This is a genomic window from Paenibacillus sp. 2TAB23 (assembly GCF_052115165.1).
GTDB lineage: Bacteria > Bacillota > Bacilli > Paenibacillales > Paenibacillaceae > Pristimantibacillus.
The window spans coordinates 1-23,688 of sequence record NZ_JBFRGD010000028.1 but is presented as its reverse complement, the minus strand read 5'-3'; the positions used below and the strand labels follow the sequence as shown (position 1 = coordinate 23,688).

At 43.3% G+C, this 23,688-nt stretch carries 21 protein-coding genes; 13 read left to right on the top strand and 8 right to left on the bottom strand.

Features of this window, described 5'->3' with window-relative positions; translation table 11 throughout:
* Positions 1-52 precede the first annotated feature (52 nt).
* The 8 genes from AB4Z29_RS28005 (at position 53) to AB4Z29_RS27970 (ending at position 8,562) form a co-directional block, all read left to right on the top strand.
* Entirely contained in the window at positions 53-655 is a 603-nt protein-coding gene (locus AB4Z29_RS28005; protein ID WP_441946260.1) for a sigma-70 family RNA polymerase sigma factor, read from the top strand.
* A complete protein-coding gene (locus AB4Z29_RS28000) occupies positions 582-1,904 on the top strand; it encodes a DUF4179 domain-containing protein (protein ID WP_441946259.1) in 1,323 nt (440 codons plus the stop codon). Before AB4Z29_RS28005 ends, AB4Z29_RS28000 begins: the two co-directional genes overlap by 74 nt.
* Positions 1,905-2,052: 148 nt before the next feature.
* Positions 2,053-2,514: a DIP1984 family protein gene (locus AB4Z29_RS27995; protein WP_441946258.1), complete on the top strand. Its 462-nt coding sequence runs from the start codon at positions 2,053-2,055 to the stop codon at positions 2,512-2,514.
* A 303-nt stretch (positions 2,515-2,817) separates the two neighbouring features.
* Complete coding sequence (locus AB4Z29_RS27990; RefSeq protein WP_441946257.1) at positions 2,818-3,063, top strand: hypothetical protein; 246 nt, start codon at positions 2,818-2,820, stop codon at positions 3,061-3,063.
* Positions 3,064-3,876: 813 nt separating this feature from the next.
* Entirely contained in the window at positions 3,877-4,821 is a 945-nt protein-coding gene (locus tag AB4Z29_RS27985) for a helix-turn-helix transcriptional regulator (protein WP_441946256.1), read from the top strand.
* A 69-nt stretch (positions 4,822-4,890) separates the two neighbouring features.
* Positions 4,891-6,105 (top strand): epoxide hydrolase family protein, encoded by a 1,215-nt coding sequence (locus tag AB4Z29_RS27980; RefSeq protein ID WP_441946255.1) that lies wholly within the window; start codon positions 4,891-4,893, stop codon positions 6,103-6,105.
* Positions 6,106-6,764: 659 nt separating this feature from the next.
* Complete coding sequence (locus AB4Z29_RS27975; protein WP_441946254.1) at positions 6,765-7,613, top strand: stalk domain-containing protein; 849 nt, start codon at positions 6,765-6,767, stop codon at positions 7,611-7,613.
* A 22-nt stretch (positions 7,614-7,635) separates the two neighbouring features.
* Positions 7,636-8,562, top strand: coding sequence for a phosphotransferase family protein (locus AB4Z29_RS27970; RefSeq protein WP_441946253.1), 927 nt, complete (start codon positions 7,636-7,638; stop codon positions 8,560-8,562).
* Between the two features lie 126 nt (positions 8,563-8,688).
* Here AB4Z29_RS27970 and AB4Z29_RS27965 read toward each other — a convergent pair whose 3' ends face one another.
* From AB4Z29_RS27965 to AB4Z29_RS27940, 6 genes are all read right to left on the bottom strand, one after another.
* A complete protein-coding gene (locus tag AB4Z29_RS27965) occupies positions 8,689-10,200 on the bottom strand; it encodes an ABC transporter substrate-binding protein (RefSeq protein ID WP_441946252.1) in 1,512 nt (503 codons plus the stop codon).
* Positions 10,201-10,262: 62 nt separating this feature from the next.
* Entirely contained in the window at positions 10,263-11,024 is a 762-nt protein-coding gene (locus AB4Z29_RS27960) for a response regulator transcription factor (RefSeq protein ID WP_441946251.1), read from the bottom strand.
* A complete protein-coding gene (locus AB4Z29_RS27955) occupies positions 10,999-12,762 on the bottom strand; it encodes a sensor histidine kinase (protein ID WP_441946250.1) in 1,764 nt (587 codons plus the stop codon). The genes AB4Z29_RS27960 and AB4Z29_RS27955 overlap by 26 nt, the downstream gene beginning before the upstream one ends.
* Before the next feature lie 236 nt (positions 12,763-12,998).
* Complete coding sequence (locus AB4Z29_RS27950) at positions 12,999-14,504, bottom strand: ABC transporter substrate-binding protein (protein ID WP_441946249.1); 1,506 nt, start codon at positions 14,502-14,504, stop codon at positions 12,999-13,001.
* An 87-nt stretch (positions 14,505-14,591) separates the two neighbouring features.
* On the bottom strand, positions 14,592-15,521 hold the full coding sequence (locus AB4Z29_RS27945) for a carbohydrate ABC transporter permease (RefSeq protein ID WP_183570525.1): 930 nt from the start codon (positions 15,519-15,521) through the stop codon (positions 14,592-14,594).
* Positions 15,522-15,533: 12 nt separating this feature from the next.
* On the bottom strand, positions 15,534-16,490 hold the full coding sequence (locus tag AB4Z29_RS27940; RefSeq protein WP_441946248.1) for an ABC transporter permease: 957 nt from the start codon (positions 16,488-16,490) through the stop codon (positions 15,534-15,536).
* Between the two features lie 977 nt (positions 16,491-17,467).
* Here AB4Z29_RS27940 and AB4Z29_RS27935 point away from each other — a divergent pair.
* The 3 genes from AB4Z29_RS27935 (at position 17,468) to AB4Z29_RS27925 (ending at position 21,052) form a co-directional block, all read left to right on the top strand.
* Positions 17,468-17,941, top strand: coding sequence for a DUF3888 domain-containing protein (locus tag AB4Z29_RS27935; protein WP_441946247.1), 474 nt, complete (start codon positions 17,468-17,470; stop codon positions 17,939-17,941).
* A gap of 230 nt (positions 17,942-18,171) precedes the next feature.
* Entirely contained in the window at positions 18,172-18,840 is a 669-nt protein-coding gene (locus AB4Z29_RS27930; RefSeq protein ID WP_441946246.1) for a DNA alkylation repair protein, read from the top strand.
* Between the two features lie 709 nt (positions 18,841-19,549).
* Positions 19,550-21,052 carry an alpha/beta hydrolase family protein gene (locus AB4Z29_RS27925; protein ID WP_441946245.1) on the top strand — a complete coding sequence of 501 codons (1,503 nt, stop codon included), beginning with the start codon at positions 19,550-19,552 and terminating at the stop codon, positions 21,050-21,052.
* Between the two features lie 257 nt (positions 21,053-21,309).
* On the opposite strand, the gene AB4Z29_RS27920 is transcribed toward AB4Z29_RS27925, so the two are convergent.
* Positions 21,310-22,161: an aldo/keto reductase gene (locus AB4Z29_RS27920; protein WP_441946244.1), complete on the bottom strand. Its 852-nt coding sequence runs from the start codon at positions 22,159-22,161 to the stop codon at positions 21,310-21,312.
* 172 nt (positions 22,162-22,333) lie between these two features.
* Between AB4Z29_RS27920 and AB4Z29_RS27915 the strand changes: the two genes are divergently transcribed.
* Positions 22,334-22,783: a MerR family transcriptional regulator gene (locus tag AB4Z29_RS27915; RefSeq protein ID WP_441946243.1), complete on the top strand. Its 450-nt coding sequence runs from the start codon at positions 22,334-22,336 to the stop codon at positions 22,781-22,783.
* 252 nt (positions 22,784-23,035) lie between these two features.
* Positions 23,036-23,440: a nuclear transport factor 2 family protein gene (locus tag AB4Z29_RS27910; RefSeq protein WP_441946242.1), complete on the top strand. Its 405-nt coding sequence runs from the start codon at positions 23,036-23,038 to the stop codon at positions 23,438-23,440.
* A 142-nt stretch (positions 23,441-23,582) separates the two neighbouring features.
* Here AB4Z29_RS27910 and AB4Z29_RS27905 read toward each other — a convergent pair whose 3' ends face one another.
* Positions 23,583-23,675 (bottom strand): IS3 family transposase, encoded by a 93-nt coding sequence (locus AB4Z29_RS27905; RefSeq protein WP_441946300.1) that lies wholly within the window; start codon positions 23,673-23,675, stop codon positions 23,583-23,585.
* Positions 23,676-23,688: the final 13 nt, after the last annotated feature.

Sequence of the window (23,688 nt, the reverse complement as noted above, 5' to 3'; positions counted from 1 at the left end):
AATGAACTTTATTAGCCTGTGAGATCTCTTATCTATGAAAAGGGGTGAGAACGTGAATATAAGCCGTCTTGTCAAACAAGCCCAAAGAGGCAACAAGGAAGCTTTACTACAACTAATCATAGCCGATCAAGACGCTTATTATCGACTTGCCTACAGCTATATGAGAAATGAGCATGACGCGATGGATGCAATGGAGGACATGATTGTGACGTTGTATGAAAAGCTGGATCAATTGCAGAAGAGCGAAGCCTTCTACAGCTGGAGCAAAACCATTCTCGTCAATCGCTGCAAAGCCATTCTCCGCGGCAAGGAACGATTTGTTCCGTTAGAGGACGAGGGTGAACCCTCGCTTGCTGCTTTAACAGACGATAATCCATATCGCGATACGGAGTCTGAGATGGACATGGAGGTACTGCTCTCTCATCTGAATGATCGGCAGAGGGAAGCGATTGAGCTTCGTTACGTACATGATCTTCCTTATCAGACCATTGCGGATATGACCGGTACGCCGCTAGGCACAATCAAATCAAGAATTTCGCAAGGCATTCAAAAGCTGAAAACCATGATCGGAGGTGATCGTTATGAAAACGATCGAGGAGAGATTACAGGAGCACAAGCAGACCTTGAATATCGTACAGGCCCCGTCAAAACTTGAGGGCAGACTTCGATATGCACTTGAGCAAGTTCCGACAAAGAAAAGAAAAAGGAATAAAGCGATGACGTGGGCTGCTTCTTCTGCGGCAGCACTCCTTTTGATTGTCGGAACCTATCAATATCCTGCATTTGCTTATTACGGAGGTAAGCTGTTAAATAAGATCGAGCTGAGCTCACTAAGCTTTTCTGAGGTGGCGGAGCAAGGCTATGGACAAACGGTCAATAAAAGCAAAACGCTTGATGACGGTACGGTTATTAGCATTAATGGAGTTATTGCAGATGATAACGGTATGTTAATGTATTACACCATAGATCGACCTGCAGGCTCCGTATTTAAAGACGATAGCACCTTTCGTTACGGAGTGGGTAATATGCATGGGTTCTTGACGAATTCAAATCCGAAAGAAGGAAGCGGTGGCAATCTTACCGATGATATGACCCATTTCGATGGCGTATATAAATTCGAGCCGGTTAGTCCATTCGCCAGAACATTAACGGTTGCCTTTAGTGAGCGGCTAGAAAATGGGGAAGTGGCTTCCTATCCGATTTCCTTCAAGTTCGATGCGAACAAAGCGATGAACAGCTTGCTTAAAGAGGATATCTCGAAATCCGTTGCTGTCGATCAGGGGAAAGTCTACTATGAATCCATTACGGCTTCACCAACCTCAACCGTTGTGAAGGGACATTATGAAATGGATAACGAGGAATTTCCGAGATTTCCGGGCAAAACAAAGCTTTATGTGAATGGAACAGAAGTGAAATCATGGGGAATGCAATCAAGTCGTGACGGTAAAAAGGGCATCCCGGGATTTGAACTTGAATTTGACGTGCTTCCGACAGACAAGCTCGAAACAATTGAACTTGTACTTGAAAATTTCGGCGGATACCAGAAAGTAGAAGAACCGATATCACTAGCTTCGCCATCGGATTTATCGATCAAAATCGGCGATGAAAAGCTTTGGATTCGAAGCGTTACAAAAACCGACACAGGCTATGATATCGTTATCGCCAGAAAACAATTCACCTTCGTCGAGACGGAAAATTTATCGGTACAAGCTGGGGGGATCAAGGTTCCCGTATCCACCATTTCCACTCCACGTCCTTGGGATCTGAAAAACGGAAATATCCTGTGGGAGCAGACGTATTCTTTTAACACAATGGAAGAACCGGAGCAGCTGCTGATGGACGGATTTCACTATATTAAAACCTACGATAAGACCATATTAATACCTGTAGCTGCTAAAAAATAAAACCATGCGCAGATTACAGCAGTCAATGCCTCTTTGCTGCTGTAATTTCGGTTTGTATATTTATAAGAAAAATCAATTGGCAAATATAATATATATTGGTATATTTGGTTTATTGTAATTGTTCTTAAGATAGCGGAGGGGATTAGCGATGAGACTTGCGGAAGCGCTTGTCATGCGAGCGGATTGCCAACGGAGGGTTGCGCAGATCAAGCAGCGTCTTGGGAGAGTCATAAAGGTTCAAGAAGGCGAGAAGCCTCCGGAATCTCCAACCGAGCTGCTGGATGAAATAAGAAGAACGCTGGATGATTTGGCCGTCTGGGTGAAAAAGATTAATAAGACGAACGCTTTAAGTACGTTCGATAAGAGCATAAGCTTAGCAGATGCGCTGGCGGAACGTGATCGCATCATGCAGCATCGGAATATTCTGAATGAATTGCTTAATGAGGCATCGATTAAGCAGGAACGATACAGCCGACAAGAAGTGAAGTTCCACACGACCATTGAGATCGCTGATCTCCAAAAAGAAGTAGACGAGCTTTCAAGGAAATACCGCGAGCTGGACTTCAAGATTCAAGAGAAAAACTGGAGCACGGATTTGTTGGATAACTAAACAAGTTGGTAACCGAAATCGTACAGGCGAGCACAACCCGCCAACGGGCAGTTGGACCTCCGAAGTAGATGCAGGGCCATATCTACAAACATAACGAATTAGCCCAATAAGGTAACAAGATTGCGCGATAGCATGTAACTAGGCTGTATATGGTTTAATGTAACTACCACGTGCTGATGTATCGATTAGGTGAGGGCGGGTTCGGGGACTTGGTTAATTTGTAGGTGATGAGACAGTTGATGAGACAGTTGGCATATAGCTAACCTGTCTCTTTTTGATTTAAAGTGTTAGGTGGAGTTGGAAATGAGAACATCATTTTCTATCACATTTGCCTTACTCGTATTTCTTATCATGGTAAGCGGATGTTCAAAGAATGATACATCTATAATGGAGAAGATTCGAAAAGCATTCCCTGATTATGTTCATATTGATGAGATTTACCATGCTGAAATGATCAAAAATGGTTCGCTTGTCTTTTATAAAAGTAACGAAGGTTTAGGTGCAGCATTTATTAGACAAAAATCAGAAGACGGATCCAAATATTTTTGAAGTGCAGTCATCGGAAAACAAAGCGAAAATTATTCAAATTGCGAATGGTACAAGAATATGGTTCATAACGTATGAACAACTCCTAGGGTCCGGTAACTCCGTGCTACCTGCTATAATCGGTATAACTAAAGATGGAAATGAAATTATAACGATTAAGTAAAGGGAGTAGCGGTACACACTAGTTTAGTTTCGGTTTCAATTTAGGGACAATATTTCTGTGGAGGATGTTATGAAGTGTACGGAATGCAGCTATGAGCATAATTCAAATACTGAAAATTGGGTGTATCTTGGAGATGCTTCTTATGAAATCAAATCTAATCTATTTGATAACCAATTACTAATCGAAATAGTAGAGCATGCTTTCTCTTTAGACACCCAACCAAAGGGGATTTATATAGATACTTGGCTAATTAATTGCCTATCTTGCAGTTTGTGTTCTCTTCAAAATATAAGAAATAAAGTTAAAAGGTCAGAGCTTGAACGAGAATATGATCGCAGAGGTTTTAACATATATTACTATTTTTAAAAATTTCCATGTTGATCTCACTCTAACGGGAATCATGATCAAGCCAGCAAAGAACGGAGTTAGCGGAATGTCTAGCGGGTACTCTCGTTCAATCAAGTAAGGAGCAGATTGTCGCTTCGACATCTGCTCCTTACTTGATTGAACGAATGGACGTGATGTCGGTATTAGCCAATTAAGAGTAACAAAACACTAGTGAATGTACGACCCCTGATACACTATTGTCAACAATGAATCTATATTATGCAATTATGTTGAACAAGTCGTTCTGAATGTGGGAGGGAACAATAGTGAAGCTTGAGCGACTTATGGCCATTACGATCCTTTTATTAAACCGCAAACGCGTACAGGCACAAGAATTGGCTGATCGTCTGGAGGTTTCTTTACGTACGATTTATCGTGATTTGGAATCTTTAAATCTAGCAGGAATTCCTATCGTTTCGTACACAGGGACGGAAGGCGGATTTGAAATCATGGAGAACTTTCGATTGGACCGACAAATGCTTTCATTCGAGGAGCTTATTGCCCTCTCTACAGCTTTGCGAGGTCTTCAATCTACGCAAGTATTTGAGAACCGAAATATGGAAGGATTACTTGATAAGGTAGGTGCATTGGTCTCTAAGGCTGAGCAAGGTCGCATGGCTGGTACGGATCAGGTCATCATAGATTTAAATCCGTGGAGAAACAGCTCTTCAGACCGAATTAAATATGACATGCTGCATAAAGCAGTGAGTGATAAAAGGCTAATCCGTTTCACATACACCAACGGACAAGGGGGAGAAACAGAACGTAGCATTGAACCTATGGGACTGGTGCTCAAAGGCTACACCTGGTATCTTCACGGTTATTGTTTAAATCGAGATGATTACCGCATGTTCAGGCTTTCACGGATCCGAGATCTACTCATTCTTGTGGATACGTTTCAGCGTTGCTTGTTGACTCAGTCTATGACAAATGAAAATTGGGATCCGCAGCGCGATGCCAAGATGGTTGATCTGGTACTTAGATTTACAGGACCCGCTAAGGTTCCAGCAGAGGATCATTTTGATTCGGATGAGATTGAAAGGCAGCCTGATGGTTCGCTTGTCGTTCGGGTCCGATACCCGGAAAATGACTGGTTAATCGGTTTTTTATTACATTTTAGAACGGATTTATTCATTCTTGAACCTCCTCATATTGCTGAAGCGGTACGGAAAAGTGCTTTGGAGATAGCTAAACTTTATATCGATTGTTGACACACAGTTGTCAACAAGCCTGGTTTATTATGAGTTTAAACAGAGAGAACACTTTAGCAATCCAAAGATATGCGAAGAAATTTGAGGAGGTTTTCCAAAATGAATCATTTAGAAAAACAAAGTGTAGGCAGCAGCCACCAAAGTACAGAGATCAAGCCTTTCCACATCGATGTTCCGCAGGCTGACCTTGATGAATTACGAGACCGTTTAACCCGCACCCGTTGGCCAGATGCTCTGGCCGGTGTGGGCTGGGACTATGGTATTCCCGTTGAATACCTCAAGGAGCTGGCGGAATACTGGAGATCCGAATATGACTGGCGCAAACACGAAAGTCTTCTTAACCAATTCCCGCAGTTCACCACGAACATAGATGGACAGAACATACACTTTCTGCATGTACGTTCACCAGAACCTAGTGCAATGCCACTGATCATCACACATGGTTGGCCGGGTTCAATCGTAGAGTTCATGGACATTATAGGACCGCTCACCGACCCCCGTGCTCATGGCGGCAACCCGGAAGATGCCTTCCATGTCGTTATTCCTTCGCTACCCGGTTTTGGCTTTTCTGGACCTACAACGGAGGTTGGATGGAACATTGGCCGAGTAGCTAGAGCTTGGGCAGAACTGATGCGTCGGCTAGGCTATGAGCGTTACGGAGCACAAGGTGGGGACACCGGAGCATTGGTCTCGCCAATGCTTGGACGATTTGCGCCTGACTGTGTCATTGGGGTTCATGCAAACGGGCTTACAACTTTCCCGTCCGGAGATCCCGCAGAGTCAATCAATTTAACTGAGATCGAGCGAGAACGCTACGATAAGTTGACTGGACAAAGCTTTGAGTCATCGGGTTATGCGATTATACAATCTACGCGACCTCAGACGCTAGCCTATGGTCTGACTGACTCGCCTGTCGGTCAGCTTGCATGGATTGTTGAGAAGTTCAAAGAATGGACAGATCCTATAGCAAATCTTCCGGAAGATGCCGTTGATCTAGACCACTTGTTAACTAATGTCACCTTGTATTGGCTCACCGGAACGGCAGGGTCATCGGCACGAATTTATAAAGAGGAGGCAAAGTCTTGGGGCATGCCTGCTCAGCGCTCTACGGTTCCCACCGGTGTTGCGGTTTTTCCGAATGACATCTCGATCAGAGGGATTGTCGAACGAGAGCATAACGTCGTGCACTGGTCAGAGTTCAATAGCGGAGGTCACTTTGCGGCAATGGAAGTGCCTGATCTATTCATTAAGGACATTCGAAAGTTTTTTGGTCAACTTCGCTAAGACTAACCGGGAATTGATGAATGGCAGCTAATCAACAGTTGCTACGCTAAATAGACATATAATGTAATGGAGAATGAGCAGAACTGCCTCGGCGGTTCTGCTCTATTTTCGTTGAAGTAATGGTCAGCAACGCGTAATAACATCAGTAATATTGATTGTTTCATAAAAGCGAGGACCCTGCGAGTTATATCGCAGGGTCCTCTTAAAGTGGGAAGCGGTTTAGTTCAAAAATGCACTTTTAATGCTACGTCTTACTTAAAAAGTATCGAATCAGAAATCCCGAAACTTTTTTCCTTTTTCGTGTTTTCATGGTGAATCAACAACCTTTCGGAAACTAAAATTGGAATCCGTTTTTCGCTGTTTATCAATACCACTTCCCACTTATCGTATATTTACCCTGTACTTTGTATTTTGAATCAATAGGGTATTTATGAATCTCAAAAAATAAGGTTTTAGAATGACAATGCTTGATTAAGCCAACTGGCAGGGTAGAGGATTTGTATATAAATTGAAGCAACTTGAGGAAATCAAAATAACATTTGGGGAGTATTAATTGAAAGATTGTTTGCCTTAAGAACCGCAACAAAATTTATCCATATTCGTCTTAATATGGGGGGAGTGAAATGTTCATCTATTATAACCAAAAGGAGCGATCATTAATGAAAAAAACGTGCTTTGGGTTTTTACTTGCAATCCTTTTATTTATTACATCTTCAACTGCTTATGCAGCAGCGATTCAAATCAAAATTGATGGAGTTACTATTGCATCCGATGTGTTGCCCGAAATAAAGAGTAAACGCACAATGGTACCTCTTCGTGTGATTAGTGAAAATTTGGGGGCTAGCGTCGAATGGTCCAATTCAGCGGTGATCCTCACTAAAAACGACTTGAAAGTAATCGTATCTCTAAACAGCAGTACAGCGGAGAAGAACGGTGAAAAAATGCTGCTTGATGTAAAGCCTTATATGAAAAGCAATCGCATATTTGTTCCACTTCGTTTTATTGCAGAAACGTTTGGAGGCCATGTCCATTACAGCAAATCTACAGTGTCTGTCGATACTAAACCCTTTCTCATAGAAGGTGTACAGGTAAAAACCTTGCAACAAGAATACCATATGATTATGGGCGGCGTAGTACAGCAAGTGTATGGGAATTCATATAACGAAGCTATCCATTCTATTTTTGTGAAAAACAAAGGTGAAAAAGTCGAAGCTCCTGCTAACTACTCTTGGAGTCTTCAGCTTGAAATACCTGGGTCTTATTATAAAAATGGTCAATATGATTTTGAAGACTATAAAGGGAACAAGCTAGCAAGCTTTGATATTTACACGTTAATTCATTCGTATCCTGCAGAAACGTTGTCAGGCTACCCTGAAGTTTTCTTACATGACGTTAAGGAAAATGCATGGTATATGTTTAGTGAGGCCGCTTTACATTCCATTAATCATTTAATGGGTACTGCTGCGAAAAACGGCTTTCTGACGATTATAAGTGATACCGTTGTATAAAGTGAAGAGTGGGGAGCGAGCAATGACTGCGTATGAGAAACCGACCTTGGATATAAGCAAGGTTGAGAGAATATTAAAGACTCAACTAGGTTCTAATGTAGCAGAGATAACGCCACTCTCAGGCGGCAACTTGAGCAGTGTTTTCTCTTTCAATAATGAAGGGAAAGGATACGTCATTAAGTTCAGTGACATGGAGGGAGCGTACCAAACGGAACGCTATATTTCAAATATGCTTTCCAGCCAGGGTATTCCTTTCCCTAGATGCATGGAGCAGGGGAAAGTCGAACATCTAGCCTATTCTATCATGGAACGGATGGATGGCCGCAATCTAGCGGATTTCTCAGCCGAAGAGCAAGCCCGCCAAGTTCCGGAGCTTATCAAGCTCTTGACGCGTCTAAACCATGTGGATCTGGGACCAACTAGCGGATATGGGTGGATAGGGCCTCAAGGTGACGGACAATTTCAGACTTGGAAGGACTATTTGGTTGCATCATTTGCGGAGGATCAGACAGGGAGCTTCTGGGACAATTGGTATGAATTATTCCAAAGTACTTGTTTAGAAAAAGACGTCTTTGATGAATGCTATAGCCGCTTGATGGCCTTCTCACCTTATAATGAACCGCATCGCTACTTTATCCATGGGGATTTTCACCAATGGAATATCCTGTCCGACGGCACGCGTATAACCGGTATCATTGATGGCAACTGCGCATATGGAGATTTTCTTGTCGATCTCGCCATTCTCGATAGACATATGGAGGGTCGTGAAGTCATTCGAGCGTATCAAGACTACCAAGAAAAAGCTGGAATAATGATTCCGAATTTTGAAGAAAGATTAATTGGAGCGTATTATTTTAAAGGGATGGACGGACTTCGTTTTTATGCGAAAATGGGGTGGGAAGATGCTTATTACAGCACGCGAAATTTTCTTCTCCAGTTAAACACTTGAGTCATTGCAAGCTATTCCTCGAATAGAGCCCCTTGATAATACCTTATTCAATAGCATACAAAACAGCGGCAATTCAACCGGATTTACTCGGTCAAGGCTGCCGCTGTTTCTAATAATAGGGTTAGTTTATTGGGATGCGGGAGCTGCTATAGCGCTTGCCGCTTTACGCCGCACATCCAACTGCTTCTGTACTTCCTTCATTACCTCTTCAATGCCTGCTAGCTTTAGCTCCTCATTAAATTTGGGGAGGATCGAATCAATATCGACGGTACCCGTCATGAGGCTTGGAAAATATTTTTTCCAAATCATCTCAATATTTTCGACTTGGGCGGTCAGCTTGGATAGATCAGGAGTGAAGCCGAGAACAGTCGACTTGACTGCTTCAGCGTTGTATTTGCGGAATTGCTCCCATTTATCAAGAGGTTCCGGGTTATCGCCGCCCATGGTTTTCAGGATAAACCAATTGCCCTGCGTATATTGTACGCCTGCATAGCTTGCCGGTGCATCCGGAAGGGGGTCGCCTTGACTGTCTTTCCCGGGAATGGGAATCGCTTGCCCTTGTTCACTCAGCGTGTAATGCACCCCTTCAATTCCATAATTAAATAGGTTTCGTATTTCAGGATCTGTATTGAGCAGATTCAAAAACTTAATACATGCAATGGGATGCTTGGTATTGGCATTAACGGCCATGATTCCGCCACGGACCGATTCCGTAGTGACGACGCTAGGGGTTACGGGATTCGAGACAACCTTGTAGCCGCGATCCTTGCTCCATGTAGTCTCCGAGATGGGGCCGCCGCCAGAGGACTTCCAGAACACTTTATCCCCACGCTTAAGTCCGCCAGGCTCCCGCAGCGCTGCATCTTTGTTAATGAAGCCCTCTTTATAATAACGCCTTAATGTGTCTAATACTTGACGAGCTTCCTTTGTCTCAAAGATATTGACAACTTTGGCGTCAGCATCCAGTGATTTCACCATTAAAGGAACTTTATTGTTCACAATATATTCGTACCCATAGAGCGCGAAGAAGTTGTGGGAATCCCGGTCTAATTCCATAGGAATGTATGCGGGCTCATTCTCTTGAATCATCCGGAGCAAAGGCTCGAGCGATTCCAGCGTATTGTAAGCGGTAATGTCGATATTGTATTTTTCCACGATTGAAGCGGGGTACATCCAATGATCACGCACGGCCAGTTCTTTATTGGTCGGTACCCCATAGATGCCTCCGTCATTCATTTGCAGCCCTTGCCAGAAGGTTGGGTCAATGGTATCGTACAAATCCTTACCGAGACCTGTAAGATAGTCATCAAGTCTCAGCCAAGCGCCGCGCATCGTTGTGTTAGCATAGTTGGGTGCAAAAGCAATATCGAAAGGAGTGCCTGCGGAAATAAGCGTATTCAGCCGCTCTTCATACTCCTGCCAACCAATCTTTATATAAGTGATCGTCACGCCGATTTTACGAGCCATGATTTCATTGATTTTATCGTTTACGAGCTTCAGATCCTTGTCTGGCTCTCCAATCGTGTAATAAATCAGATTTACGGTTTCACCATAATCGTTATCATTGATGTTTCTGCTAGGCTGCCGGGAGCAGCCGGTTGAATACGCTGTGAACAGCAGTATAATACTGATCGTCATGAAGATACTTCTGTATCTAGAACACTTTAGCATCCATATTCTCCATTCTGCTTTGATCGTTATTATCCTTTTCCCCGCAGATCAGAGGGAGATTTCCCGAAAAAGCTTTGAAAGTGAGTATAGAAATAATTGAGATTGTTGTAGCCTACGGAAACGGCGATAGAAGAAATCTTCTCATCTGACGATTGAATACGTTCTTGTGCGAGAAGCATCCGGTAAGCCATGAGGTATTCTGAAAACTTCATTCCGGATTCTTTAAGGAATAATTGGCCAAGATAGGTGCTGTTCATCTGAAATAGCTCTGCCACAGATTTCAAGGTAATATTCTGAGCATACTCCGTCTTGATCATCAGCAGAATGCGGTTGACCAGCTTGGATAAGCGGTCATAGCTTACACCGAGTACCGGATCCTTGTTCAAGCTCTCGCAGCTTATATTTCCGATCGTACCACCCAGATCTTCAACAATAATTTTCTCAATGACTTGCTGCAGCTTTGTACGATCCAAAGGCTTGAGCAAATAGTCTTTAACACCACAACGAATAGCTTCTTGGGCATACTTGAATTCACTATATCCGCTCATAATGACATACTTGGTAGGTATTTGGAGCTCGTTAAGTCTTTGGATCGCTTCGTAGCCAAGATCCTTGCCAACACAGACATCAAAAATCGCGACATCCGGCAGTAGGTCTACAACCTTAGACATGGCCGCCTCGGTAGATTCGCAGGTATCTATTCGACTGAAGCCGTATTGCTTCCAGTCTAGGATTCGCTTCATGCCCTCCAAAATCTGTGGTTCGTCATCCATGATCAGTAGTTTGTACATCTTCAATCACCTCTTTTGGAATCCGTACAGAAATCTTAACGCCAGCTTCCTGATTATTTCCAATCTCTATGGAAAAGTTTTTCCCGTAAAAGAAGTGCAGCCTTGTGTATACGTTGCGCAAACCGATACTCTCGGAGGAATTGTCGTCCTGGTTGGACAGCGTGTTTCGTACGGCATGCAAACGCTCCGATTGAATACCGCGCCCATTATCCACGAATTCTAATACGTAACTATCCTCAGCCTCCCAGCCATTCACGACATATAGATTAAACGCATTGCTAGCGTTGAAGCCGTGGATGAAAAAATTCTCAGCCAAAGGCTGCATCCAAAATTTCACGGTGGGGATCGAGAGCAGCGTCGGGACTACATTGACTTGATAAAAAAAACGTTCCGGATACTTAAACTCCATAATTTCCAAGTATTTCTGCAGCAATTCCAGCTCACTTGCAATCGTAATAATATTTTCCTTTTTGACTATTTCACGATAGAGGGCACCTAAGGTAGCGATGGCATCAGCGGTGTCCCGATCCTGGTTAACGAGAGCAGTGGAGCGTATGACCTCTAACGTATTATAAAGAAAATGAGGGTTGATCTGATTTTGGAGTGCTTTCATCTCGGTTTCTTGCTGCTTTAGTTTAAGCAAATATTCATTCCGGATATGCTTATCCAACTGCTGAATCATATCGTCTAATTCCCTTGCGATCATGCCGTATTCATTGCGACGATACCGGGCAGGGCGATTAGGTGTGAAGTTGGCTGTTTTGACGCGACCTATTGATTGAATAATGCGGTGCAGGAAGCGGGAATCGTCCCGCAAATTGTACACAATGAGCAGCAGCACGCTAATCATAGTCGTTAGCACGATCAGAAAGATGGTGATCAGCATCTTGGCATGCTGCCGAATGAGCATAGATAAATCAACGATGCTAACGAACTTGAAATTGAACTTTGTGGATGGGAAGGTGATAAAAAAGCTATGCTCAAATAATCCCTTCGAAATATAACCATGACTGCGTCCATTCGCTGCCGCTAGACGGGATAATTCCTTCAAGTCTGGGTCCTGTCCGTTACCGATCACGTATATCTCCCCGGAAGCGCTGACAGCAGCAGCCTCTCCCAATCGATAATTTTGAATAGACTTAAAGATACGTTCACTGCTGACCAAGAAGCGAAGCTCCCCTAATTCCTTAGAGCCTAGCGCTAGATCCGAGAGTTTCTTGCGATATACGAAGCCATTCAAAATAGTATCGTTGAAAGCTTCATCCGTATTTGGCAGACCGAACTTGAAGCTTGCAATTCCGTTATCGTTAAAGTGTACGACATTGCCATACTGGCTGGTATGCAAGCTAACCTGCGTGATACCGCCTTGCGCCCAGCTGTAGAGGTAGGTTTTAATATCCTCTGGAAAGGATACCAGCGGCTGTGAGAATTGGCTGTTTTGCAGACTATTGGTTAAATAGCCTTCGGCACTGTTGCTTAAAAAACTGCGAGCATCATCCATCAGACCATGATTGGAGTAGATACGCTGCATGTAAGCCTCGATTCGATCAGCATCATACTGAAGCTCATTCTCTACACCAGCGAAAGCATTGGCAGCCTCTAAGCGTGCATCGGCAACCCATTGATTCAGCAGCATGACACAGGTCAGAATGCCAAGCACGAGTCCAATGATCACGACGAAGATGACATATGCGATAAACTTGTAACGATAAATTTTGATTTGTAAAAAAGAGCTCATTCGACACCTCAATTGCAGCAGCATGCTCTAAAGTAAGCGTTTACTTTACCACTGTAACATGATTAAGCGAAGCTTCATAGATAGCAAGAAAAAAGCATCCCATACCGAGGTATCTCAATAAGGGATGCATAAGTAAAATATAGGAAAGCACTTGATTTCGCCAAACGATCTCTATATTTCTCGGAATGAATCGCGCAGGCGCCGCCAAAGGGCGGCGATAGCCGTCTCACCTTCACTTACTTGAAGTAGTTATTAATTTGCTCTTGAGCGGCTGTCATAATCGTATCCATGCCGGCAGACTTTAATTCAGCCGTAAGCTTCGGAATCACTTTCTCCGGATCGGATGCGCCAGTAATGAGTTCGTATTTGTATTTATCCCATACGGATTGGCAATTCGCGACTTCTGTCTGAAGATTGCTGATGTCCAGCGCGAAACCTAACAGAGAGGAGGATGTCGCTGCATCGTTCAGCTTTTTAACTTGATCCCATTGGTCCTCAGGAGCACCTTTGGTAACGGCTAGGTTAAAGAATGTAGCTTGAGAATAAGCAGCCAGCGGCCAAGTATCGGAAGTGCGCTCGATTACCTTTTCGCCATCGACGTTTTTATAGTCTACGTCCAGCTCGCCGAATGCGAGCATATTGCGCAGTTTTGGATCTGTGTTTACTAATTCGAGATACTTCAATGCTTCATTCTTGTATTTCGAATTCGCAGAAATGGCGTTCAGCGAGCCTTGAATCGTACTTGTTGTGTAAATAGGTCCGAAGTGCTGAACCATATCATACTTTTGAACAGCATCATTGATTTGCCAGCTTACTTCTGCGCCAGGGAATGCCTGTGCTGCGAAGAATGGTCTGCCTTTGTCGCTCTCTGTTTTAGTCGGAGCATCAGGGTTGATGATGCCATCTTGATACCATTGGTGCAGGAGCTTCAAATCGGCCATAATATCAGGCTGCTCAAGAACTGAGACAACCGTGCGTGACGCATCGTCTGTTTTTACGCCAATGGGTGAGAAGCCTAGCGTTAGATCGTCATAATTGTTAAAGAAACCGTTCAAGCCTTCGCCTTGCGTCATTGGCAATGGGTAGAAGCTCTTGCCTTCGCCAGCCTTTATGCTGTGCAGAGGCGCATCAAGGTCCTGAAGTGTTTTGATGTTGTTGATATCGATATTGTATTTTTGCACGTATTTATCATCGTACACCCAATATTGCGTTAGCGCAGAATCCTTATAGGTAGGAACGGAATAATATTTGCCGCCAATTTTCGTGCCATCCCATACCTTTTCAGGAATCAATTTGTATAAATCAGGAGTTTCGCTTTGAACCAAATCCGTAATATCGGCAAAAGCGCCCATAGCTACCTGTTTGCTGTATTTGCCGCTGTTTGTGAACATAATGTCGAATGGCTCGCCCGTATTCACAATCGTGTTTATTTTGGTATCCCATTCACCCCAGCTGGCGACTTTAATGTCAATTTTTACGCCAATTTTCTCGGCTGTGTACGCATTCATGGCATCGATAGCTTTGCTGAAGTTATTCGGTACTTGGCCGCCGATAGTCCACCAGACCAGCGTTGGAATATCCTTGCTAGGCGTTTCTGTGTCCTTTGGCGCATTTGTAGCTTCATTCGTTGCATTAGCTGCATTTGTTGCAACTGGAGAGTTCGAGCCGGAGCAGGCTGCTAAGGCAGTCACCAGCAGTGTGAGCGTACAGAGCATAGAGATGAGCTTCCAAGATTTCTTCATTTCATTTCCCCCTTATTGAAGTTGTATTACCGTACGAGTCGTAAAGTGATCTATCATAAACCAAGCTAGCTTGGCTTATTTCGTTGGTTATCCTTTGACAGCGCCAATCGTAAGTCCGGAAATGAAATATTTCTGGAAGAACGGATAGGCGAAGGCCACAGGCAGAACGATGATAATCGCAACAGCCATACGTGCAGATTCCTTCGGCATCGTTGCGACTAGCACGGCGTAGCTAACGCCCATGCTTGCAGCATTTTTGGCAAGCGCGTCTACGTTGCTCATCAAGCTATTTAGGAGTGCCTGCAGCGAGTAGAGGTTCTGGTTGTCGATGTACAGCATCGATTGGAACCAGTCATTCCAATAAGAGAAGCAGAGGAACAGCCCGATAGTAGCAATGACCGGCAAGGATATCGGCAGGATGATGGAAAAAAAGATTCGCAGCTGGCTTGCGCCATCAATTTCAGCAGACTCAATCAGCCCATCGGGAATTGTGCTCTTGAAGAAGGTTTTACAAATGATTACGTTGAACGATGAGACGGCGAGCGGTAGAATAAGTGCCCAGACGCTATCCTTCAGTCCTAATAAATTGGTATTAATGAAGTAGCTGGATACGAGACCGCCGTTGAATATCATCGGGATGAACACGACCCAGGTCAGAAAACCATTGAGCTTGTAGGTTGGGCGAGAAAGCACATAACCCATGGAAGTGGTAAGCAATACGCCAAGCACAGTACCAACCACCGTCACAAGAGCAGATACGCCGAGTGCCCGCAGAATCATCGTTCCCTGCTTGATTACATAGGCGTAAGCTTCTCCTGACAAAGCAACAGGCAGCAGATGATACCCTGTCTCCCGTATGGAGTCCTCACTGGAGAATGAAATGGATAGAACAACGATTACAGGTATGACGCAGAGCAGCGCCAAGACGATAAATATCAGGTTGAAAAAAAGGTTTACGACGTTGCTCGTACGGTTAAATTTCTCAAGGCCTGTTTCATAAGTCTTTCTCGTTGACATTGCGTTACCTCCTTACATCATCGCGCTGTCCGGATCAATTTTGCGAACAATCCAGTTAGCGATTAGAATAGTTGCACAGCCTAGAACCGACTGCACGAATGCGGCGGCAGCCGCCATCCCCAAGGTAGCGGATTTCAGTTGTTTATACACCATGACATCGATGGTGGTAGACACGTTGAACAGAGAGTTGGAATCTCGCGTAACCTGATAGAACAAGCCGAAATCGGTATAGAATATTCGTCCAACTGCCAAGATGAACAGCATGACGATAACGAGTTTGAGCATGGGCAATGTAATGTATCGCGTCTGCTGCCAAATGGAAGCGCCATCAATAACAGCTGCCTCGTAGTAGGTGCTATCAAGGCTTGTGATGGTTGCCAGATAGATGACCATGCCGTAGCCTAAGCCTTTCCAAACATTTAAGAGAATGAGAAAGTAGGGCCAGTATGCCGGCTCCATATACCAGTTAACAGGATCGCCGCCCATATTGACGAGCATTTGATTGAGAATGCCTTTATCAAAGCTCAGGAACGCCCAACCAACCGCAGAGACGACAACCCAGGATAGGAAATAGGGGAGAAACATCATCGTCTGATAAACTTTACTCGCCTTGCGGCTGTGGAGCAGTCCAATCATAATAGCGAGCAGGACGGGCAGCACAATACCTAGGACGATAAAAATAATGTTGTATCCAATGGTGTTTCGAATAATGATCCAAGCGTCATTCGACTTGAATAGGAACTCGAAGTTTTTGAAGCCTACCCAAGGACTATTGAATACATTGCTCAAGAACCCGCCGCTAATTCTGAAGTTTTTGAAGGCAATAATAATCCCGAACATAGGTAAGAAACAAAATAGGATGTACCATATCGTCGTAGGCAATGCCAAAAGAGTGAGCTCCGTATCCTGCTTGTGCCAACGGATTCGTAAGCGCTTTCTTTTATCTTGAAGCTCAATTGTGGATTTCATGCCTTTCGCTCCTTTCGGTGTTGCCTCGGTTGTTTTGCTCTTATTGAGTTCATTGTATAGCAGGAGGATTCGATGCTTCTAGATAACAAACTTGATACTATAGTCAACAAACGTTAGATTGGAAAAATCATTTATAGAATAGGTGTACGATTCCATTCAATTGATGCTGGCTCATGGTGCTCAGCAGATTTAATGGGATAAGGTATTAACATGGCAAAATAATAAAATTGATTTAATATGGGATTTTCTGTAACAATTTATATTGTTGAAACGTTTGGAAATAGTGTAAGGAATTATACGCAGAGTTTCCCGGCACATGGGGTTGTGGAAATACGAATACGTCACAAAAAGCTGAGGTGATTAAGATATCAAATGCAAAAAAATATCTACTTACGTGGTTGTTAAGCATATTGTTCACACTTATGTATTTTGTTTATTATCATTTGCGCCATGCTTCCAATGTTCCGATCCAGGATAGCTTGCTTATGTTTTTTCAGTATTATGTTGTGTTCATCTTCATAGTAGGCAGTCTTCTTTATTTTGTTTGTAGGGTGCTTATCAAATTGCCAATCATCCATATTATTCTCATTTTGATCGCACATTTCTTGTTCGTGATTTTACTTATAAATGAGCTTGTTCATTTAGATAGTGGCAGTTTTTTTGAAAGAGCGCCTTAAAGGAGAAGGCTTTATATGTTCTTGAGAGGTTTGATTTTTACAAAACAAAGGAAGAATTTGCGGACGATTATGAACTCAATTTTAGGAATAGCATTATAATAAGAGAAGATGAAATTTCGCTGTTCTTAGCTGAAATGACAAATCGGATAAAGCTGCGGACAATTGAAGATGCTTAAGATAGTTAAATAAAAACACGGAAGCAGCCGATCACAATGATCGGCTGCTTTATTACGCTAACGGATAGAATAGTGAAAGGGGGAAATGGGAAAAATAGCCTCAAAATGAACGGGGGATAGAGTAATGGTTAAATGGGTGATAATGTTGTTGCTGCTTATATGTGGGACTAACGGAAACTTAAATGACAGTATTGTTATGGCATCAGAAAAAACTAAATTAGTAAATTCTGATAAGCCTAAACAAGACTCAAAAGAATTAATGTATCAGGACATGTTAATGTTGTTCCTTTTACCACATATGGATAAGAAAATAGACGAAATCTATTCGAATTTATTAAATTACTCACCAGAAATATATCCATATTTCGTTAAAGTTAAGGACGTGCATCGTGTAAATGGATTTCGAGGATTTCACTTTTTAATTACTTTAGATGTTGTTCCTACTGTTGGTCCCCATATACCTGTTGGAGAAGACCTTCTTACATTCGACATTCCACCTGTTAACCCTGATCATGTTAAGCTGATAAGTTGGAAACACATTAAAGATCCGCAGAAGTCCGATTTCCCACCCAATTGGCAGGATGTATTAAGAGAATAACTACATCAATTTTCATTGAACTAGCGGGAGAATATAGCATCAGAATTACCAGAACGAGGCTGCCGGCATAAATCGGCAGCCTCGTTGAGCTAACTGGCAGATTAGTTAAAAGGGCGATGAGGGTAACCCCGATAATGCGGTAATATTGTTATCAAGGAGGGATTCCGTTCGAAACAGTCGAATCTGAGGAGATATTATGAAACAGTGCTTTTATAAAGGAGTTGTATAAAATGAATGAAAATAAAGGTACAGAAATAAAACGTTCTTCAAAAGCAGAAAGCATTCTATCGCAGATCAATAGTAAAACTAAGCTAGGCGACTTACGGACAATCGCAAAGGACATAAAAAAAGATCACGAACTAGCTATGGAATTTTGGTCAACTGAAGAGTATTTGCCCAGACTATTAGCAATCTTAATTATGGATAAAAAGCTACTTTCACAAGAGGTGCTAAATAAGCTTGATAAGGATATGCAGACTCACACTTTTGATGAGCGAAATAACTTAATGGATTGGTTAATGGCTAATCAGCTCACCAAAGACAAGAGGACAATTGCATTGATGGAGTCATGGGAAAAAAGCCCTTCTGCTCTTCAAAGGCGAGCTTTCTGGTATTATCATGCGCGATTGAGATGGACTGGGCAAACACCGCCTGATAACACCGCAGACTTACTGTCTACATTAGAAACTAATATTACGCAGGAAGAAGCGGAAGTTCAATGGGCTATGAATTTCACCGCAGGCTGGATAGGCGTTTTTGATGAAAAGAATCGCGCACGTTGTATTAAACTTGGTGAGGAAACGGGTCTTTATAAAGATGAAATGGTATCAAAGGGCTGTACTCCCAATTATTTGCCGGAGTTCATTGCGATTGAAGTTAACAAGCGACATAATAATTAGTTACCTTTGAAAAAGAAAATTCAGTTGAACAGAGGGTTGGTTCCTTGGATGAATTAATAAATCAGTCGAAGCTCAATTTGATCTGATCAGCTCGTTTTACGGGAAATCCCTTTAAGTAAACTAAGTATTTTCATTAATGTTTTAGAAGAGCCTTGAAAGAAGTCACTTAAATATTTTTGGACTAGGAACCCCACCAAACTAAAGAGTAGTGAAATAAATATGATAAACACAAATAGTTTTATTCCTGTTTCTATAGATTCCATATAGATACAGCACCTCCTATTCAATTATCATTATATACTTAAAATACGGCCGCTGTTGGCATCGTTTGCGACAGGGCAGTTTTTTACGTTAGCTTTAAATTCGCTTGAATCCCCAGTTTCACCCAATATACCAACTAATGACATATAACTATTCCCTTATTCGCGAGGATGGATTATGCAAAGGGAATGTGTTCTCATACGGTTGAAATCTTAACTCCACAACCTCTAATTGTCCGATAGCAAGGTCATATTCCGCGAGCAATTGGTTCTAGCGTAGCTTGTAGTGATGAGTAGCTTCAGGAATGGTTACCACATCATGGTTACGTGCTACGTAAACGTCTTACAAAGTTGTAAGGTAGATGTAAGGAAAATCGATAGCTTAGGCCAGCCTATAAGGATAATATTGGAATAAATAAAAATGAAAATTTTTTAAAAGGAGAATCGAGATGAGGCTGTTTGAACTGTTGCTATTTATGTCAAACATCGGCTTGTTTGCATTAACAATCCTATTAGAAAAAGGACGGCGTAGAATGCCGGTATTCGTTGCAAGCGGGATCGCCACACTTTTACTGGTCATTCATTGGACGGTGGAAGGATACAGATTTCAGCTATTTTTCCCATATTGCATAACGATCATTTTTTCAGCCATTTCAAGTTATAGCTATTTTAAAAAGAACGGCCAAAAAAAAATTCCACGATTCATGTTGGTTTCAGCTAATACCGCTTTAGCGATAATGCTAGTCGTAACAGCAGGTCTTATGTATGCTTTTCCTGTATTTAAACTACCTGAACCGACAGGCGAATTTAAGGTAGGAACGCAAACTTTTCATTTCGTGGATACAAAGAGGGAAGAGACTTTCGACGAAGCCAGAGATGGTAAGAGAGAATTGATGGTTCAGGTATGGTATCCGGCTCAAGCTGGCAGCGGCAAGTACGCTCCCTTTATTCCCGATACCCAAATTTTACGTTATATGGCCGCGAACTATGGCCTTCCCGGGTTTACTTTTCAACACCTGAAGTACGTATCCAGTCATTCTTATTCGGGTGCCGAAGTCTCTTCGGCACAGACCTCATACCCGCTGATCCTTGCGAATCCCGGGTTCGGTTCTTCTAGGTTCCTCCATACGTCGCAAGCCGAAAATCTCGCGAGTCACGGATATATCGTGGCAGTGATCGACCACACCTACAATACATTTGCAACCGAGTTTCCGGACGGTCGAATCACGACCAGCACAACCAACGACTTATTCTCGCCCGACCATGATTATCGGACGGAAAGCGGAAATCGCGACATGTTGGGAAAAGTTTTAACCGGCGATGTGGCGTTTGCGCTGGACCAATTCGAGCTCATCCAATCGGGGCAGATTCCAAGTCATCTAAAAGGGAGGATTGATCTCGCCCATGTCGGGGTGTTCGGTCATTCTATCGGCGGAGCGACGGCCTATGACGCTTCTTACGATCCGAGAATCGCGGTTGGAATAGACTTAGATGGAGGACTCTATCGACTGCGTGAGAGAGAAGGTCTGCGAAAGCCGTTTTTGTTTACGACCTCGGAAAGCGAATTCGAAAGATTAAAAATGGTAAAGGATAACCGTGTCTACACGGATGCAGAGCTTAACCGTATGGGCAACACAAGAGAGTGGATGGATCAAGTAACGGAAGACAAAAAGGTAGAGCTTGAACGGATGCGCGAAACGGTTGCTGCAGGGGGACAATTCCTCTATATCGACAATACGKAGCATTTGAATTTTACCGACGTACAGTTTATTTCTCCGATTTTTAAAATGCTGGGTGTTACAGGAAAGATCGCGCCTGAAAGAGTGAACTCCGTTATCAATGCCTATATGCTGGATTTCTTCGATATGTATCTAAAAAATCAAGGCGGAACCTTAATGAAAGGACCGGATAGCCGCTTTCCGGAGGTGAAGTTCGTAACCTCGCAATTATAGATTATGGAACAGGCTGCCGATTTTGACATGCTATCACGTACAACTAGCTCCATCTCCATCTCCATTTAAGTTCAAAAGTTTTGCGATACCTATCCCATAACGTGACAAGTAATTGGAAGCATAGATTTCGTTACACCGGTAGCAGCGGTTTTGCAATTTTTAGATTTTGCGCCTCAAGCAAAGAAAGGGCAGGGGTGACCTGTCCTTTCTTAATAGACGAGTGTAAAAGCGTGAAATGTTTACTGTTCGATCAAGGATTACAGATCGACTTTCAAGGTGCCCAGCATCTTGGCGAATTTCGGATCGTGGTAGGATAAAAAAAGACTTTCCCGTGTATCGAGGGAGGAGATCTGTTTCATATTGTCTACACTCAGCTCAAAATCGAAAATGTCGAAGTTTTCGACGATTCGCTCTTTTCTCACCGATTTTGGAATAACAACGACTTCACGCTGAACAAGCCAGCGCAGCACGACCTGGGCGACGGACTTGTTGTGTTTCTCTGCTATCGAGGCCAGCACTTCGTTGCCAAACATGTTGTTGAGTCCTTCAGCGAACGGCGCCCAAGACTGGTGCTGTACTCCCTGCTCTTTCATAAAAGCGGCACTCTCGACCTGCTGGTAGAACGGGTGCGTTTCAACCTGGTTGACGGCAGGTACGATTTCGTTATGCACGATGAGGTCCATCAGACGGTCGGGCAGGAAGTTGCTGACACCGATCGCCTTGATCTTTCCTTGGCGGTACAGGTCTTCCATCGAGCGCCAAGCGCCGTAGTAATCGCCGAACGGCTGGTGTATAAGGTATAGATCGAGATAGTCGAGCTGTAGCTTCTTCAAGGATTTGGAAAACGCCAGCTTCGTACTCTCGTAGCCGGCATCCTGAACCCACAGCTTAGTCGTGATGAACAGCTTCTCACGCGGTACGCCACTGCGCTTGATCGCGCGTCCGACGGCTTCCTCGTTCAGATAACCGGCGGCGGTGTCGATCAGTCGGTAACCGGCCATCAGTGCTTCATATACCGCGTTTTCGCATTCATCAGCATCGGGAACCTGGTAGACACCGAAGCCGATGATCGGCATTTTCACTCCGTTGTTCAATGTTGCGTATTGCATTGTAATTCCTCCTAGTGTTCAAATGTATAACAGCAAACGACGCGTATTCCGGGAATCGGGCACTGCAGCGGTGATTCCACTTACGGCTGAATTGCATTACAATAAGCTTAGAACCTTCGTGTTACACGAAGTCAAGCCGTCTTCAAACATTTATTTTCTAGGAGGGTTTCAAATGCATACGGTCAAAGAAGCCGCCCAGATAACGGGACTCACCGAGCACGCCGTGCGCTTTTACACGGATAAAGGCCTAGTGCCAAGCGTACAGCGCAATCAAAACAACATTCGGATGTTCGACGATGAATCGATCAACTGGCTGCATGGCGTCAAATGCCTCAAGCAATCCGGAATGCCGATTGAAATCATTAAAAAGTATATTGATCTCTGTCTCGAAGGGGATTCGACCATCCCGCAACGCTTCACACTCATGATGGAGCATAAAGAAGCGGCTCTAGTTCAGCTCGAAGAAGCCAAACGGCACGTTGCACATTTAGTACAAAAAACTGAACTATATCAGGCCATTCTGGAGCACCGCATTCCAGACACGACCAATCCCGGTAACTGGGACGAAATTCAGCATATGCATGCTGATGTATTTTACTCGCACTCTGTTCGGAAGGCTTGAGAGATAATCATAGGCTAGGCACATCAACCGTTTTGGAGAAAATTCTCGGTTTAAAACTCTTGATTGACTCACAATGAACACGATGCATATTAGTTTTGATTGAACTAACGGGCACTATAGCTTAACAATCACCAGAACACGGCTGCTGGTATAAATCGACAGACGCGTTAAGCTAACTGGCACGGTAATGGGGATATATGTTAATATTGGATTGTAATGCTTATGCCCATCTCGAAAGGAGTCTTATTAAAGATGCTTAGTGCTCAACAGGTGCTAACAAGTTATTTTCAAGCATTAGGGAGTAAACAGATTGATAAAGTGATCGAATTGATTCATGATGAAGCGAGATTTATTATTCTAAAAAAAGAGTCCTCCGATAAAATCCCTTTATACGGAACATTTTATGGTAAAGAAGGGGTTAGAAAATATTTAAACCTCTTAGAGGAAACAGAACAAATAGAACGGTTTGCTCTACATAAACTCATTGGTAATCAGGAAGCCGCTTGTGCATGGGGGAATTTCCGCATCAAGGTCAACCTAACCGGAAAAGTGTTCGAGAGTGATTGGGCTATGGCTTGCGAAGTAGAGCACGAGAAGATAAAGTTTTTTCAAGTCTTTGAAGATACGGCGGCACTAGAAGAAGCTTTTTTGATTTAAGAAATCGTTGATATGTCTATTTAAAACAGGATACGATAAAATTTTATATTGCGCTATATGGGAACGTTAGTTAAACTCACTATGGAGCAGTTGCATCGTGAACTGCACCCCGTCAAGTAGACAGTACAAATAATAAAAATAGTTAGGCGGTCTTGGTCCTGTAATCCATTGGACTGAGGCCGTTTAATTTTGCTTGTAATCGTTCGTGGTTGTAAAAACGGATATAGGCCTCAATGTCCCTCTTGAGA

Coding starts and splice junctions, on each gene's coding strand:
- AB4Z29_RS28000 (WP_441946259.1), top strand. CDS start 582: ATGAAAACGATCGAGGAGAGATTACAGGAGCACAAGCAGACCTTGAAT.
- AB4Z29_RS27995 (WP_441946258.1), top strand. CDS start 2,053: ATGAGACTTGCGGAAGCGCTTGTCATGCGAGCGGATTGCCAACGGAGG.
- AB4Z29_RS27990 (WP_441946257.1), top strand. CDS start 2,818: ATGAGAACATCATTTTCTATCACATTTGCCTTACTCGTATTTCTTATC.
- AB4Z29_RS27980 (WP_441946255.1), top strand. CDS start 4,891: ATGCGAAGAAATTTGAGGAGGTTTTCCAAAATGAATCATTTAGAAAAA.
- AB4Z29_RS27975 (WP_441946254.1), top strand. CDS start 6,765: ATGAAAAAAACGTGCTTTGGGTTTTTACTTGCAATCCTTTTATTTATT.
- AB4Z29_RS27970 (WP_441946253.1), top strand. CDS start 7,636: ATGACTGCGTATGAGAAACCGACCTTGGATATAAGCAAGGTTGAGAGA.
- AB4Z29_RS27965 (WP_441946252.1), bottom strand. CDS start 10,200: ATGACGATCAGTATTATACTGCTGTTCACAGCGTATTCAACCGGCTGC.
- AB4Z29_RS27960 (WP_441946251.1), bottom strand. CDS start 11,024: ATGTACAAACTACTGATCATGGATGACGAACCACAGATTTTGGAGGGC.
- AB4Z29_RS27955 (WP_441946250.1), bottom strand. CDS start 12,762: ATGAGCTCTTTTTTACAAATCAAAATTTATCGTTACAAGTTTATCGCA.
- AB4Z29_RS27950 (WP_441946249.1), bottom strand. CDS start 14,504: ATGAAGAAATCTTGGAAGCTCATCTCTATGCTCTGTACGCTCACACTG.
- AB4Z29_RS27945 (WP_183570525.1), bottom strand. CDS start 15,521: ATGTCAACGAGAAAGACTTATGAAACAGGCCTTGAGAAATTTAACCGT.
- AB4Z29_RS27940 (WP_441946248.1), bottom strand. CDS start 16,490: ATGAAATCCACAATTGAGCTTCAAGATAAAAGAAAGCGCTTACGAATC.
- AB4Z29_RS27935 (WP_441946247.1), top strand. CDS start 17,468: ATGGTTAAATGGGTGATAATGTTGTTGCTGCTTATATGTGGGACTAAC.
- AB4Z29_RS27930 (WP_441946246.1), top strand. CDS start 18,172: ATGAATGAAAATAAAGGTACAGAAATAAAACGTTCTTCAAAAGCAGAA.
- AB4Z29_RS27920 (WP_441946244.1), bottom strand. CDS start 22,161: ATGCAATACGCAACATTGAACAACGGAGTGAAAATGCCGATCATCGGC.
- AB4Z29_RS27915 (WP_441946243.1), top strand. CDS start 22,334: ATGCATACGGTCAAAGAAGCCGCCCAGATAACGGGACTCACCGAGCAC.
- AB4Z29_RS27910 (WP_441946242.1), top strand. CDS start 23,036: ATGCTTAGTGCTCAACAGGTGCTAACAAGTTATTTTCAAGCATTAGGG.